15 protein-coding genes are annotated in these 14,887 nt (G+C 53.9%); 12 read left to right on the top strand and 3 right to left on the bottom strand.

From position 1 onward, the window contains the following. Nucleotides 1–35 precede the first annotated feature (35 nt). Entirely contained in the window at nt 36–890 is an 855-nt protein-coding gene (locus OGX95_RS04495; RefSeq protein WP_286628462.1) for a co-chaperone YbbN, read from the top strand. A 92-nt stretch (nt 891–982) separates the two neighbouring features. On the opposite strand, the gene fetB is transcribed toward OGX95_RS04495, so the two are convergent. Beyond that, nucleotides 983–1,762 (bottom strand): iron efflux ABC transporter permease subunit FetB, encoded by a 780-nt coding sequence (fetB, locus tag OGX95_RS04500; RefSeq protein ID WP_271441940.1) that lies wholly within the window; start codon nt 1,760–1,762, stop codon nt 983–985. Next, on the bottom strand, nt 1,755–2,426 hold the full coding sequence (gene fetA, locus OGX95_RS04505) for an iron efflux ABC transporter ATP-binding subunit FetA (RefSeq protein WP_286628463.1): 672 nt from the start codon (nt 2,424–2,426) through the stop codon (nt 1,755–1,757). Before fetA ends, fetB begins: the two co-directional genes overlap by 8 nt. A 134-nt stretch (nt 2,427–2,560) precedes the next feature. On the opposite strand from fetA, the gene OGX95_RS04510 reads away from it, so the two are divergent. The 4 genes from OGX95_RS04510 to OGX95_RS04525 are packed head-to-tail and all read left to right on the top strand — an operon-like array spanning nt 2,561 to nt 6,784. Continuing rightward, nucleotides 2,561–3,478: an SPFH domain-containing protein gene (locus tag OGX95_RS04510; RefSeq protein ID WP_005125227.1), complete on the top strand. Its 918-nt coding sequence runs from the start codon at nt 2,561–2,563 to the stop codon at nt 3,476–3,478. Further along, nucleotides 3,475–3,933 (top strand): NfeD family protein, encoded by a 459-nt coding sequence (locus OGX95_RS04515; protein ID WP_286628464.1) that lies wholly within the window; start codon nt 3,475–3,477, stop codon nt 3,931–3,933. Before OGX95_RS04510 ends, OGX95_RS04515 begins: the two co-directional genes overlap by 4 nt. Nucleotides 3,934–3,953: 20 nt before the next feature. Next, nucleotides 3,954–6,098 carry a PA5441 family protein gene (locus tag OGX95_RS04520; RefSeq protein ID WP_286628465.1) on the top strand — a complete coding sequence of 715 codons (2,145 nt, stop codon included), beginning with the start codon at nt 3,954–3,956 and terminating at the stop codon, nt 6,096–6,098. After that, nucleotides 6,068–6,784 (top strand): DUF3142 domain-containing protein, encoded by a 717-nt coding sequence (locus OGX95_RS04525; RefSeq protein ID WP_286628466.1) that lies wholly within the window; start codon nt 6,068–6,070, stop codon nt 6,782–6,784. Before OGX95_RS04520 ends, OGX95_RS04525 begins: the two co-directional genes overlap by 31 nt. Here the strand turns inward: OGX95_RS04525 and cueR are convergent. Further along, entirely contained in the window at nt 6,781–7,191 is a 411-nt protein-coding gene (gene cueR / locus OGX95_RS04530; protein WP_003021822.1) for a Cu(I)-responsive transcriptional regulator, read from the bottom strand. The genes OGX95_RS04525 and cueR overlap by 4 nt on opposite strands. A gap of 291 nt (nt 7,192–7,482) precedes the next feature. Between cueR and OGX95_RS04535 the strand changes: the two genes are divergently transcribed. Genes OGX95_RS04535 through OGX95_RS04565 form a run of 7 tightly spaced genes read left to right on the top strand, consistent with a single transcriptional unit; the run spans nt 7,483 to nt 14,754 of the window. Continuing rightward, a complete protein-coding gene (locus OGX95_RS04535) occupies nt 7,483–9,630 on the top strand; it encodes a TonB-dependent receptor plug domain-containing protein (RefSeq protein ID WP_286628467.1) in 2,148 nt (715 codons plus the stop codon). A gap of 2 nt (nt 9,631–9,632) precedes the next feature. After that, a complete protein-coding gene (locus OGX95_RS04540) occupies nt 9,633–10,457 on the top strand; it encodes a heme/hemin ABC transporter substrate-binding protein (protein WP_286628468.1) in 825 nt (274 codons plus the stop codon). An 18-nt stretch (nt 10,458–10,475) separates the two neighbouring features. Next, nucleotides 10,476–11,813, top strand: a complete 1,338-nt coding sequence (hutW, locus tag OGX95_RS04545; protein WP_286628469.1) for a heme anaerobic degradation radical SAM methyltransferase ChuW/HutW — start codon at nt 10,476–10,478, stop codon at nt 11,811–11,813. Between the two features lie 12 nt (nt 11,814–11,825). Beyond that, entirely contained in the window at nt 11,826–12,320 is a 495-nt protein-coding gene (hutX, locus tag OGX95_RS04550) for a heme utilization cystosolic carrier protein HutX (protein ID WP_286628470.1), read from the top strand. Further along, nucleotides 12,320–12,943: an anaerobilin reductase gene (gene chuY / locus OGX95_RS04555; RefSeq protein ID WP_286628471.1), complete on the top strand. Its 624-nt coding sequence runs from the start codon at nt 12,320–12,322 to the stop codon at nt 12,941–12,943. The genes hutX and chuY overlap by 1 nt, the downstream gene beginning before the upstream one ends. 51 nt (nt 12,944–12,994) lie before the next feature. Then, nucleotides 12,995–13,987 (top strand): FecCD family ABC transporter permease, encoded by a 993-nt coding sequence (locus OGX95_RS04560; RefSeq protein ID WP_286628472.1) that lies wholly within the window; start codon nt 12,995–12,997, stop codon nt 13,985–13,987. After that, the gene (locus OGX95_RS04565; protein WP_286628473.1) at nt 13,984–14,754 is read left to right on the top strand and encodes a heme ABC transporter ATP-binding protein; all 771 of its coding nucleotides are present in this window, start codon (nt 13,984–13,986) and stop codon (nt 14,752–14,754) included. The genes OGX95_RS04560 and OGX95_RS04565 overlap by 4 nt, the downstream gene beginning before the upstream one ends. Nucleotides 14,755–14,887 lie beyond the last annotated feature (133 nt).

Consider the following 14,887-nt stretch of genomic DNA (forward strand, 5'->3'; position numbering starts at 1 on the left):
ATGTAGAAATAAATAGACGAATAGAGAGTGACTCCATGTCCGTACAAAATATTGTCAATATTAACGAATCCAACCTGCAGCAGACCCTTGAACTGTCGATGACCACGCCGGTCCTGTTCTATTTCTGGTCTGAACGCAGCCAGCATTGCCAGCAACTGACCCCTGTGCTGGAAAGCCTGGTCGCCCAGTACAACGGTCAGTTCATTCTCGCCAAACTGGATTGCGATGCCGAGCAGATGATCGCCTCGCAGTTTGGCCTGCGCGCCATCCCAACAGTGTATCTGTTCCAGAACGGTCAGCCGGTCGATGGCTTCCAGGGACCACAGCCGGAAGAGGTGATCCGCGCACTACTTGAAAAAGTGTTGCCGAGTGAAGAAGAGCTGAAGGCACGCCAGGCGATTGAGTTTATTGAAGCGGGTAACCACGCCGACGCCCTGCCGCTGTTGAAAGAAGCGTGGCAAATCTCCAACCAGAGCAGTGAAATTGGTCTGCTGCTGGCGGAAACGCAAATCGCACTGAATCGTTCTGAAGATGCCGAAGCGGTACTTAAAACCATCCCATTGCAGGATCAGGATACCCGTTATCAGGGGCTGGTCGCGCAAATTGAACTGCTGAAGCAGGCGGCTGATACACCAGAAATTCAGCAGTTACAGCAACAGGTTACGAATAACCCACAGGATGCAGCACTGGCAACGCAGCTGGCTATTCAATTGCACCAGGTTGGACGTAACGAAGAAGCGCTGGAACTCCTGTTCAGCCATTTGAAGAAAGATCTCGCGGCGGCGGAGGGTCAGGCACGTAAGACCTTCCAGGAGATCCTCGCTGCGCTGGGTACCGGTGATGCGCTGGCGTCAAAATATCGTCGTCAGCTGTACGCTCTGTTGTACTAATCCGTTTCTTTGCCCGATGGCGCAGTGCTTATCGGGCCGGCAAATTCCACTCTCGCAGGCCGGATAAGCGGTAGCCGCTATCCGGCATCACATCACGGTTTCTTTAATGGCGTCACCACCAACTGGTGGCGTGAATTATAGAACTTCCGATAGGTTAAATAGCAGGCGATAATGGTCGACAGGCTGGCGGTAGAAAGCAGCATAAACGTCACCATGATCTGGTATTTAATCGCTTTTACCGGATCGATACCGGCAAAGATCAATCCTGACATCATCCCCGGTAAACTCACTAACCCGACGGTTTTCGCGGAATCGATCGTTGGGATCAGCGATGCGCGAATACTGTCCCGAATAAGCGGCGCGGACGCGACTTTCGGAGAAGCGCCAAGGCTTAATTTCTCCTGAATTTGCTGCTGCTCGCTGCTAAAGCGCTGCCCCAGGTTGTTGTAACATAACCCGACGGCCACCATCGCATTCCCAGCGATCATGCCGGAAATCGGGATCACCTGCATCGGTGCAAACTCGATGGAGCCTGACAGAACCAAAACGGCCAGCGTGACTCCCGCCCCCGAGGTAATGGCGATAAATGAGGAGATAAAAGCCTTATCAATATATTTACTGCGTTTTTGCGCGTTATAGGCGGCGTTAAAGCAGATAAACAACACCATCACTAAGGTCAGAATGCTGTGGTTCACGCCGAAGATATATTTCAGCACATAGCCTACGATAATAAGCTGGACAACCGCCCGGCAAACGCTCCAGAGAATATCTTTTTCCAGTGCCAGTTTTTCTTTGTGGCTGATCAGCATCGCCACCACCACCAGCATCATCGCTAACGCCAGTGATTCATTGGTAATATTATGCTCATTCATTGCTGACTTCCTGCATTTCTCCGGCATGCGGCTGAAGGATAATGACATTATCCGCATGATTAATTTCATCTTTGTCGTGCGTCACCCACAGCACAGCAATATTCTTATCGCGCACATAGCGGTGAATTAGCTCATTCACATTCCGTTTGTTGGCTTCATCCAGCGCACTGGTTATTTCATCAAGCAGCAGGATTTTAGGCAAAAACTGCAAGTTACGAATTAACGAGACGCGCTGCTTTTCGCCACCGGATAGCTCATTGATATTTTTTTTGAGGATCGTCTCGGGGAGCTCAAAACGAGCCAGATCGGCAAGAAACACATCCGGATCCGGACGTTTATTACGGATTTGCCAGGGGAAAATGAGGTTATCGTAGACGGTGTCACCAAACAAAGCGGGCGTTTGCGCACAATAGGAGACCTGCTGACGATACGCTTCAGGTTTGAGGGTCGTTATCTCCTTACCTTCAAAGATAATCTCACCCGCAGTCGGGCTAATTAACGATGCGACAATTTTCAACAACGTGCTTTTACCGCAACCGGACTGGCCGGTAATCAACTTAAATTCCCCGGCATTAAGATTAAAACTGATGTTATTAAGAATTTTCGTCGTTCCTGCCTGCCAGGCGACATTCTTTAACTGAAGCAGCATTCTGCTTTCTTCCATTACCGATCCCTTTTTGACTTCTTTCATACCGACAGTCTATGCCTGTAAATTATTATAGGGGAGCCCACCTTGATTAATCGGGTATAATTTGATTAATCAGGCAGTAAAGGACAGCACAACAGGAGGTTCCATCGATGCTCATTTTTATCCCTATTCTCATTTTTGTCGCGCTGGTGATCGTCGGTGCGGGCGTGAAAATCGTCCCGCAGGGATACCAGTGGACGGTGGAACGTTTCGGGCGTTACACCAAGACCCTGCAACCAGGGTTAAGTCTTGTTGTGCCATTTATGGACCGAATTGGTCGTAAGATCAACATGATGGAACAGGTTCTTGATATTCCATCGCAAGAGGTCATCTCCAAAGACAACGCTAATGTTGCCATTGATGCCGTTTGCTTTATTCAGGTCATCGACGCGCCAAAGGCGGCCTATGAAGTCAGTAACCTGGAGCTGGCGATCATCAACCTGACCATGACCAACATCCGTACCGTTCTCGGCTCTATGGAACTCGATGAGATGCTCTCCCAGCGCGACAACATCAATACGCGCTTGCTGCATATCGTTGATGAAGCCACCAATCCCTGGGGCATCAAAATTACCCGTATCGAGATCCGCGATGTTCGCCCACCGGCAGAGCTTATCGATGCGATGAACGCGCAGATGAAAGCAGAACGTACCAAGCGTGCCTACATTCTTGAAGCCGAGGGTATCCGTCAGGCGGAGATCGTCAAGGCCGAGGGTGAGAAACAGTCGAAAATCCTGAAAGCAGAAGGTGAACGCCAGTCCGCGTTTTTACAGGCCGAAGCACGTGAACGTTCAGCGGAAGCGGAAGCTCGTGCAACGCAGATGGTATCTGAAGCCATTGCCGCTGGGGACATTCAGGCTGTGAACTACTTTGTGGCACAGAAATACACCGAAGCGCTGCAACATATCGGTTCGTCAAATAACAGCAAAGTGGTGATGATGCCGCTAGATGCCAGCAGCCTGATGGGCTCCATCGCCGGGATCACTGAACTGATTAAGGACAGCGCCAGCGAACGGAAAAAATCATGATAGCGATGATTCTGGTTCACCCGCATATCTTCTGGCTTAGCCTCGGGGGTCTGTTACTGGCCGCCGAGATGCTGGGCGGTAACGGCTATCTGCTATGGAGCGGTGTAGCGGCGGTGATAACCGGGCTGGTTATCTGGCTCGTACCGCTCGACTGGGCGTGGCAGGGAGCAATGTTCGCCGTATTAACACTGCTGGCGGCCTGGTTGTGGTGGAAATGGCTGGCGAAGCGCGTGCAAGCGCAGAAACCGGCCGACAGTCATCTCAATCAGCGCGGACAACAGCTAGTCGGTCGTCGATTTACACTGGAAACCGGGCTGGTCAATGGTCGCGGGCATATGCGCGTCGGCGACAGCTCGTGGCCCGTCAGCGCCAATGATGACTTAAGTGCCGGAACACACGTTGAAGTGGTTGCCGTTGAAGGTATTACTCTGGTAATCAAAGCCGTATCACAATAAAACAGACAGGAAATAAGACTATGGTCAGGAAGACACCCCTCGCCTTTGCCCTTTTCACACTACTGGCAGCCGCTCCCCAGGCGTTTGCCTCATCAGATATAGAAGATTGCAAATGGAGCGATGACCACTGTCTGCTGAAAGGCACGCCAACCTTCAGCCCCGGAAACGACAGCCGTGATAACCTGCTACGACTGCTGAGTCAGGAAAAATCATTCGCCCTGCCTATACAGGCGATGCCTGAGGATATCACCCGCTCCCGAGATTTCTATTTTGCGTATCATCCGCAGTGGGATGACATCACGTCGCCCGCAGCCACCGCCCCGGAGCAAAATGCAGATGACACGCTAACCCGGCAAATGGCTGAACTGCACATCAGCGCGGATGAGGTAATCCGCAATGATGATGATCTCGAAAACCGCCATGTTTCGAATAATATGGGCAGTACCAGTCAATTCTTTGCTGCACTGCTCGCCGATACCTCGTTGACAGTTGAACAACGTCAGGCTCTGGCACAAGCACGTATGGGGCTGTTGTCCGGCGCAACCCGTGAGCAGATTGATGCCTCATTGTCCACTCTGCCTGAGGATTCCGGTGCCCAACGCTATAAAACGTACCTGATTGCCGCCGCCAATTTCTATGCCGGTGATTATGTGAATGCCGAACAAACGTTTACTCAGCTAGCGAAAAGCGATCGCCCGTGGCTGGCAGAGACCGCGCAATACATGCTGATGCGTGCGGCGTTGAACAAGAGCAGCCAGAACAGCGTGGGCGAGTACGGCGATTTTGATATTGCAAAAATTAACCGCGAGGATGCGACTCAGGCTCAGACGCAGGCACAAGCCTATCTGCAACGCTACCCGCAAGGCCTGTATGCCGACTCCGCGCGCGGTATGCTGCGTCGCATCAACTGGTATTTACAGGCGTGGCCGCAGTTGGCCGGGTTGTATGAGCAGACGCTCCAGCAGTCGGCTGACGCACGGCAACTGCGTGAAATTGTCATCGAATACGATAATGTCTACGGTATGGCGTTCTACGAACAGTCCGTGGTGGAAGCATTCCCCGATGCGCCGCTTGTCAGCTATATCGAACTGCTGCGCGCGCTGCGTCTGGATAACAACGGTAAACCAACGCTGACGCAGGCGCAGCTCGATACCAGCAAACCAGTGTTTGAGCAGAGCCAAAAATTGCCGCTATGGCGCGATCTGCAACTGAATCTCTGGCTGGCGACCGGGAACTACGCGGCGATTATTCAGGCAGTTACGCCAGCACAAAAACTTGCCGCTCACGATACGCTCGCTTTCAGTGAACAGGTGCTGTACGGCGAAGCGCTGATGGGCCAGAAGAATTGGAGCGCGGCGCGTGATTTCTGGCAGCAGTTGCTAAAACTCAGCCAGGACAACGAACAGCAGCAGTATGTGCAGGCTAAGCTCGCCGCAACGCTGGTTTATAGCGGCGACGTGGCGGCGGTTTTTGCCCCAGAAAGCGCAGTAACCAACCTGCGTTTTCGCTCGCAGGTACTGAAAACACAGGCATCGCCTGAACTACTGCGCCAGCAGGCCGTTCATGGACCTAACAATGAAGAGCGAACCATCGCCCTGCATACGCTGCTGGTACGCGATCTTACCGAAAATCGCTTTGGCGACTGGTTGAATGACCGAAAACTGGCCAGTGCCATTACTCCACCGGTGATGGGCGACGCGTTTGATGACGTTAATCTGAGTATTTTCGACTGGAATGGCGATGCCGCTCAAGCCGGTTACACCTGTCGCAGCCTCAATGAAACGGTCACGGTATTAAGCAAAAAAGCGGATGATGCCCACGCGCTGAACTGCTTAGGCGAATTCTTCCGCACCACGCAAACCCACGTTGATTTGTGGAAAAACAGTGCCGGCAACGATGTGCTCGAATCAGCAATCTCACGCAAGGCGCCGTTCGGCCAGTTCGACAGGCAGCGCTATTATCAACAGGTTATCGCGTCTCCAAAAGCAGAAGTCGAGGATAAAAGCTTTGCGCTGTATCGGGCCATCATGTGCTACTCCCCGTCAGGCTATAACGAATGTGGCGGCGAAGACGTGGATAAATCACAACGAAAAGACTGGTTCACGCAGTTAAAGACACAGTATCCGGGAAGTCCGTGGGCGCAAAAACTCAAATACTACTGGTAATCGCGCTGCTGGCCGGTCAGACACAGGCGGCGGATATCGTCGCTGCCCGGGAGCATCCGGCCTTCTGGCTGTGGTCCGGCGTGAAGGCCAGTGACGAGCTGAAAGACGCACAAACGGTCTATCTGCATCAGGGTGAAGTGCTGATTCGTTCGGGTAACGTGGTTTTCCAGCGTCTCGGGCTGCCGGTCAGCCGCCTGTCTTTTCCCTCAATCTGGCTGACCGTGCGCTTTACCACGCTCGACGTACCGGAGGCGCTCCCGGCTCGCATCATTCGGCTGTTGCAACGCTGGCAGACCGCCGGGAATCACGTGGTCGGCCTGCAGGTTGATTTTGACGCGGCGACCCATCAGCTTGCTGATTACGCCCATTTTCTGCAGCAATTGCGTCAACAGTTGCCGCCAGAGTTTGCGCTTGGTGTGACTGGTCTGCTGGACTGGGCAAAAACCGGGGATATCGCCACGCTGAATGCGCTGGCGGTCGATGAACTGGTGGTCCAGAGCTATCAGGGCCGTCATACGGTAACGAATTATCAGGCGTATCTGCCCGCACTCAGTCGTCTGCGCATTCCGTTTAAGCTGGGGCTGGTGCAAAACGGTAGCCGGGACCCGCAGGCTGAAGCGCAGCTTGAGAAATCCCCGTGGTACCGCGGCACGGTGGTGTTTATGCTTAATCCCCCTCGCCGTTAAGCCTTCGCTTTATGGTGGCAGCAGCCGGAGAGGTTATCAATGATCGGGCATTCGGCGCTGTCATCGCCAGGGCAACTCTCCGCCAGCGCCAGCAAATGCAAGCGCATGGCCTGCAGCTCGCTGATATGCCGCTCAATATCCGCTACCTTTTCTAAGGTACGCTTTTTGACATCTGCGCTGTGACGCGCCGGATCGTTAAACAGGTTCACCAGTTCGCCACACTCTTCGAGATTAAAACCAACCTGGCGTGCCTGGCGCAGTAGCGTCAGTTCATTCAGATGCTGTTGGTTGTATGTGCGATAGCCATTTTCGCTACGCAGCGGCGGCGTCACTAAGCCTTTTTCTTCATAAAAGCGTATCGCTTTGCTGGTCAAACCGGTTCTTTTCGCAACATCGCTAATATTCACATTTCCCCCGCGGATCGTGTTGGTACTGAGCCCCATTATAGCCCAGATTGTCGTAATGCTTTACCCGAGAACCCTGCACATTTCTCACCTGCACCGTGATGCACAAATCCTTTTAATTCACATTGTTATATCCGATTCACATCACATTTCTGTATTTAATGACCGCACGAAATTGACTCAAATCAAAAGATATATTGGTTCTACATCTTTCATCTTGAATAAAGAGAAACAATTTTATATATAAACGCGAATGATAATGATGATCATTTACATTCAAATAAAGGTTCTCTTATGTTGCCACGGAATTACCAAAGGCCATTTATTCTTTCAACCCTGACATTATGCATCTCTGGCACTGCTTTCGCAGCGACAACCCCCCCGGCACACTCTTCGACATCGCACGACGATACCGTGATCGTCACGGCTAGCCGCACCGAAAGTAGTCTCTGGGATAGCCCGGCAACCATTCAGGTTATCGATCGTCAGACGTTACAAAACTCCACCAGCGTATCTATCGCCGACGATCTGCAGGATATTCCCGGCGTCGAAGTCACCGATAACGCCCTCGCAGGGCGAAAACAAATCCGTATCCGTGGCGAAGCGTCTTCACGGGTGCTGATTTTGATCGACGGCCAGGTCGTCAGCTACCAGCGTGCCGGACAAAATTACGGAGCCGGTTTGCTAATTGACGAATCCGCGCTGGAACGCATTGAGGTGGTCAAAGGCCCCTATTCTGTCCTCTACGGTTCGCAGGCGATTGGTGGCGTCGTGAACTTTATTACCAAAAAAGGCGGTGATAAACCACTCGGCGGCAGTATCAAAGCCGTTTATAACTCCGCGACCGCTGGCTGGGAAGAATCGGCTGCAGCCTGGGGCAGTATCGGAAACTTTGACTACCGCATCAATGGCAGCTATTCCGACCAGGGGGACCGCGACACACCTGACGGAAGATTGCCCGACACCAATTTCCGTAACAACAGCCAGGGTGTGTGGCTTGGCTACAACTTCGATCGCCACAAAATTGGCCTCTCCCTCGACCGTTATAAGCTGTCCACTCAAACCTGGTTTGACGATCCGGAAGGCCAGTTCGACGACTTTAGCGTCAAAATTCCTAAGCTGGAACGCGAGAAAATCGGTCTTTTCTACGACTACGCGGCCGATGGGGATTACCTGAAGAACATCCATGTTGACGCATACACCCAGACAATAGAGCGCAAATTTGAAAACCGGGTCAAAACAACCCAGGTAATCCCCAGCCCGATGATTAAAGCGCTGACGGTAAGCAATCAGACCAATACCAACGACAAACAGTATACCCAGGGGGTAACGCTACAGAGCAACTTCTCCCTGCCTGCTAACAACGAGCTGGTGATTGGTACTCAGTACCAGCATGACAAAATAAAACAGGACACGAACGGCAGTACGCGCCAGACCGCGGCTACCGGCTTCTTCGATACGCAAACCCGCACCTTGTCATACAACGAAGCAGAGCAAAGCAACACCTCGTTATTCGCGCAAAACGACTGGCGCTTTGCCGATGACTGGACGTGGACCGTGGGCGCACGCCAGTACTGGCTGTCTTCGAAACTCAATCGCAACGATACGCAAACTATGCAAAGCAGCGGTACGAGCTGGCAATCTACCGGGGGCAATTCCGTTCACGATGATGAACTGGTGACCTCAACCAGCCTGCGTTATTCCGGTTTTGAAGATCTTGAACTCCGGGCAGCATACGCCCAGGGCTATGTTTTCCCTACGCTGACTCAGCTGTTCACACAGACGTCCGCTGGCGGCAGCGTGACCTACGGCAACCCAAATCTGAAGGCGGAACACTCGAATAACTATGAGTTAGGCGCGCGGTATAAAGGGAATATGTGGCTGATAGACGGCGCCATTTATTACTCCGAAGCTAAAGACTATATCGCCAGTCTGGCCTGTTCAGGTCAACCCGTTTGCTATGGTAACAGCACCTCTTCACGCGGCGGCTACAACTACTATGACAACATCGATCGGGCCAAAACCTGGGGTATGGAACTCACCGCAGAATACAACGGCTGGGCAGTTTCACCTTACCTGAGCGGTAATCTTATTCGCCGTCAGTACGAGGGTGACACGATTAAAACCTGGGATACCGGCGAACCTACACTGACCGGGCGCGTGGGTCTGAAACATACCTGGTTGATGAATGTCGCTAACGTAACGTCCGATGTCTTTATTCGCGCGGCGTCCAGCGCCAAAGATAATACCGGTAGTACAGAAATTAATTACCCAGGCTGGGCCACGCTTAACCTCGCATTCAACACCGAGTTTGGTCCGCAAGACCAGTATCAGGTCAACCTCGCGCTTAACAACCTGACCGACAAGCGTTACAGAACCGCGCATGAATCTATCCCAAGCGCGGGTTTCAACGCCGCCGTTGGCTTTGCGTGGAATTTCTGACGATGAAAAAACGCCTGATTGGCTTACTGAGTCTCGCCTGCGTTTTCAGCGCCCACTCCGCCGACCGCCTGGTAGTGGCGGGCGGCTCGCTTAGCGAACTGATTTACGCCATGGGCGTCGGCAACCGGGTGGTCGGCGTTGATGAAACCACCTCGTACCCGCCCGAAACTGCCGCACTCCCGCATATCGGCTACTGGAAACAGTTAAGCAGCGAGGGCATTTTATCGCTGCATCCGGACAGCTTTATCACCTGGCAGGACGCAGGCCCTCAAATCGTGTTGGATCAGCTGCGAGCGCAAAAAGTGAACGTTGTGACGTTGCCGCGCGTCCCGGCCACCGTTGCGCAGATGTACGCCAACATTCGGGAACTGGCTCAAACCCTGCGTATTCCCGAACAAGGTGAGACGTTGATCGATCGCATAGGTCGACGTCTGGATCGCGTTCAGCACAGCGTGGAGGCAAAAAACGCGCCGATCAAAGCCATGTTCATTCTCTCCGCGGGCGGCAGCGCGCCGCAGGTCGCCGGCAAAGGTAGCGTTGCCGATGCCATTATGACCCTCGCAGGCGCACAAAATGTCGCCACTCACGCACAGTACAAAAGCTACAGCGCGGAATCGCTGATCGCGGCCAACCCGGAGGTCATCGTGGTGACGTCGCAAATGGTCGATGGCGATCTGAATCGTCTGAGCGCCATCGCCGGTATTACCCACACTGCAGCCTGGAAAAATCAGCGCATTGTGGCGGTAGACCAGGCATTGATTCTGGGAATGGGTCCCCGCGTCGCGGACGCTGTTGAAGCTCTGCACCAACAATTCTGGCCACAGTAAAGGGAATTTAAAAGAAGTATGAACACTCAAAGCACGCTGAATCTCACCCCACATTTTGCCCTGGAGGGAAGCCAGCCCTTTAAGGACAGACGCGCCACGATGCCCTGGCGCGGCGCGATCCCCGTCGCCAAAGAGCACCTGTCACAAACCTGGCAGGAGCTCCTCAGTCAGCCTACACCGGCACGTAAACGGCTGGTGTATTTGCACATCCCTTTTTGCGCAACCCATTGTACTTTCTGTGGGTTTTATCAAAACCGGTTTGAAGAAGATCACTGCGCCCGCTACACCAACGCGCTGTTGCGCGAAATAGAGATGGAGGCCGACAGCGCATTGCATCAGTCAGCGCCCATTCACGCAGTTTATTTTGGCGGCGGTACACCGTCTGCGCTGTCAGCACGGGATCTGGCCAGAATCATCACCGCACTGCGTGAAAAGCTACCGCTCGCGCCGGACTGCGAAATCACCATCGAGGGACGGGTTCTCAATTTTGACGATGCCCGCATCGATGCCTGCCTTGACGCTGGTGCCAATCGGTTTTCGATCGGTATTCAATCCTTTAACAGCCGGATCCGCAAGAAAATGGCGCGCACCTCGGACGGCCCGACCGCCATAGCCTTTATGCAGGGGCTGGTAAAACGGGATCGTGCCGCCGTGGTGTGCGATCTGCTGTTTGGTCTGCCAGGACAGGACGCCAAACTGTGGGGCGACGATCTGGCGATTGCCCGCGACATCGGCCTCGACGGCGTAGATCTTTATGCGCTGAACCTGATCCCCAATACGCCGCTTGGCAAAGCGGTTGAAACCGGGCGCACAACGGTTCCCTCCCCTGCCGAACGTCGCGATCTCTATCTTCAGGGCTGCGATTTTATGGACAGCGCAGGCTGGCGTTGCATCAGTAACAGTCACTGGGCGCGAACCACGCGGGAACGCAATCTGTACAACCTGCTGATTAAACAGGGCGCTGACTGTCTGGCATTCGGCTCTGGCGCAGGGGGGTCGGTCAATGGCTATTCCTGGATGGTCGAGCGCAATCTGACCACATGGCATGAATCCATCGCCGCCGGAAAAAAACCGCTAATGATGATGATGCGTACCGCCGAGCGCGGTTTCCAGTGGCGGCACACCCTCCAGGCCGGCATTGAAACGGCCCGCGTCCCGCTGGATGAACTGACGCCTCATGCCCAAAAACTGGCCCCGCTACTGACCCAATGGCATCACGCAGGATTGACGCGAGATGCCAGCACCTGTTTGCGCCTGACCAATGAAGGGCGTTTTTGGGCGAGCAATATTTTGCAGTCTCTTGATGAACTGATTCAGACACTTAACGCGCCGCGTATTGCGGTAGAGCAACCATAACAGGAGTGAAGTATGAGCCATGTCTCTTTACAGGATTTTTTGAAAACTGAGCCGGACGGTACGCTGGAAGCTATCGCGGCCCGGTACAACACCACGCTGCTGGAGGTGGTGAAAAGTCTCCCCTCCCCGACGCTGGTTTCCGGCGATCAGTTTGATACCGTCTGGGAAACCGTCAGCGAATGGGGCAAAGTCACTACCCTGGTCCATACTGCTGATGTCATTCTGGAATTTACCGGTGAATTACCTTCCGGATTCCACCGCCACGGTTACTTCAACCTGCGCGGCAAAAAAGGCATGACCGGTCATATCAAGGCAGAAAACTGCACGCATATTGCCCTGATTGAACGCAAATTTATGGGCATGGACACCGCGTCCATTCTCTTCTTTAACCAGGCGGGTAGCGCTATGTTCAAAATTTTCCTTGGTCGGGATGAGCATCGCCAGCTACTGGCCGAGCAGATCAGTGCCTTTCACGCGCTGTCTTCATCCTTAAAGGAACATGCCTGATGGCTCCATGGCTCATTTTTGGTGCGGGTGGTAGCGGCGTCGGCGCAAAAACGCTGGCACTCGCACTGGCGGAACAACGCCCGGTGATTGCCGTCGTTCGCAACGCGCAGGTCGCTGCCGGGTTACAGGAAAAAGGTGTGCAGGTCTTCATTGGCGACGCCTGCGACAGCCAGGTCACCGCCTGTGCCTGTCGCGCTGCTGGTCAACATGCGACGGTGATCTCCTCCATGGGCGGTGCCCACGATTATCTGGCGCACAGAACCGTCATTGATGAAGCAGAAAAAGCGGAGATCAAACGCATGATTCTGGTGACGTCGCTGGGCTGTGGCGACAGTTGGCTCTTTTTATCCCCACACGCCAGGGCCGCATTTGGTCAGGCGGTACGGGAAAAATCGTTGGCTGAAAGCTGGCTACAAACCAGTCAACTGGACTACGCCATTCTCCGCCCCGGCGGTTTGCTGAACGGTGCTGCCACAGGCCAGGCGCAACGGATACAGGCCCGGGAGTGTCATGGTTTTGTGATGCGTGCAGATGTTGCAAAGCACATTCACGAACTGGCTACAGCCCCGTCACTCAATAACCAGATTTACAGTTTGGTTGAGCCAGGACTCAAACCTGCGTAAACCCCTCGCGGCGCGGGAACGTCGCGCCGCAAAGACGTTATGGAGCGTTGCGTGCTTAAGGACTCGCTTTCTTCCGTCAGCATTCTGACGGTTCTTTCTCTCTTGCTGGTCGCTCTGATGCTCTTCGGTGCCAGCCAGGGCGCGCTGAACATTAGTTTCAGCGCGCTGTTCAACGACGAATACCGTGACATCTGGTTGAACATCCGCTTGCCCCGCGTATTGCTGGCCGTTCTGGTAGGCGCGGCGCTGGCGACGGCAGGGGTCATCATGCAGGGGCTTTTTCGCAATCCGATGGCCGATCCTGGCCTGCTTGGCGTCAGCAGCGGCTCCGCGCTGATGGTCGGCATCGCGATAGTTATCCCCTTTTCGTTTCCAGTTGTTCTGGTGCTGTATGAACAGATGATTTTTGCCGTCGCGGGCAGCATGGTGGTCTGCACGATTATTTTCCTGATAAGCCAGCGTCATAGCCACGGCGGAATGATGCAACTGTTGTTAGCCGGTATCGCTATCAATGCTCTGTGCGGTTCGGCTATTGGCGTGCTGAGCTATGTGGGCGACGAGCAGCAGCTACGTCAACTTACGCTGTGGATGATGGGCAATCTCGGCCAGGCCCAGTGGCCAACGCTGCTGGTTGCCAGCACGTTTGTTCTGCCTGCCATTGCTGTCACCGTCTGTATGGCGGGAACGCTTAATTTGCTGCAACTGGGGGATGAAGAAGCGCATTACCTCGGCGTGAACGTCAAACGTAAGCGCCAGCAATTACTGTTGCTTAGTTCGCTACTGGTTGGCGCTGCCGTTTCCGTCAGCGGCGTAATTGGCTTTATTGGCCTGGTGATCCCGCATCTGATCAGAATGACTACCGGCGCCGATCATCGCTGGTTGATTCCCTGCTCTACGCTGGCGGGCGCCTGTTTACTCCTGATTGCCGATACACTGGCCCGTACTCTGGTGCAGCCTGCCGAAATGCCCGTTGGCCTGTTAACCAGCCTGATCGGTGGACCGTATTTTCTGTGGTTAATACTGCGTAGCCGGAGGATGTCATGATCGTCGCAGAAAATCTGGTCTACCACATTCAGGGGAGACGACTGACCGACGATGTTTCCCTGACGCTACCCCAAGGAGAGATCATCGCGATCCTTGGCCCGAATGGCGCCGGGAAATCGACGCTGCTACGCCAGCTTACGGGTTATCTGCAACCTCACAGTGGGCGCTGTAGCTTATTCGGCAAGCCGTTGGATGAATGGTCGATTACCGAGCTGGCAAAAACCCGTGCGGTGATGCGCCAGAATAGTCATATGGCCTTCCCGTTTAGCGTTCAGGAGGTCATTCGCATGGGCAGGCATCCGTATCGCACGCGCAATACGGGCGATGAAACGGCGCATATCATGACGTTGTGTGATTGCCAGGCGCTGGCCGCGCGCGATTATCGGCATCTGTCGGGAGGAGAACAACAGCGGGTACAGCTGGCGCGTCTGCTGGTTCAGCTTTGGGAGCCCGAACCTGTGCCAAAATGGTTGTTTCTCGATGAACCCACCTCCGCCCTGGATATTCACCACCAGCAACACCTTTTTCGTCTGCTGCGTCGTCTGGTGCGTGAACGACAGTTTAGCGTCTGCTGCGTCCTGCACGATCTCAACCTCGCGGCGCGTTATGCCGACCGCGTGGTATTGATGGAACGCGGCAGGATCGTTGATAACGGGTATCCGCAGGATGTCCTGAAGCAACGGTCGCTGAACGCGCTGTACGGTGCCGATCTCACGGTCATAAATGAACCGGAGCATCGAACGCCGCTTATCGTCCTCAATCAATAACAGACCGGGAACGCTCTGACGTAACGTTCCCGTTTTTTCCCCTTCGCCCCCTTTTTTCATCTTTTCTAAAAACGCCCTTGACCTTCCCCTTGCTGGAAGGTTTAACCTTTATCACAGTCAGTTAATCCTGCAA

This window comes from Citrobacter sp. Cu233, from assembly GCF_030332225.1.
Lineage (GTDB): Bacteria > Pseudomonadota > Gammaproteobacteria > Enterobacterales > Enterobacteriaceae > Citrobacter.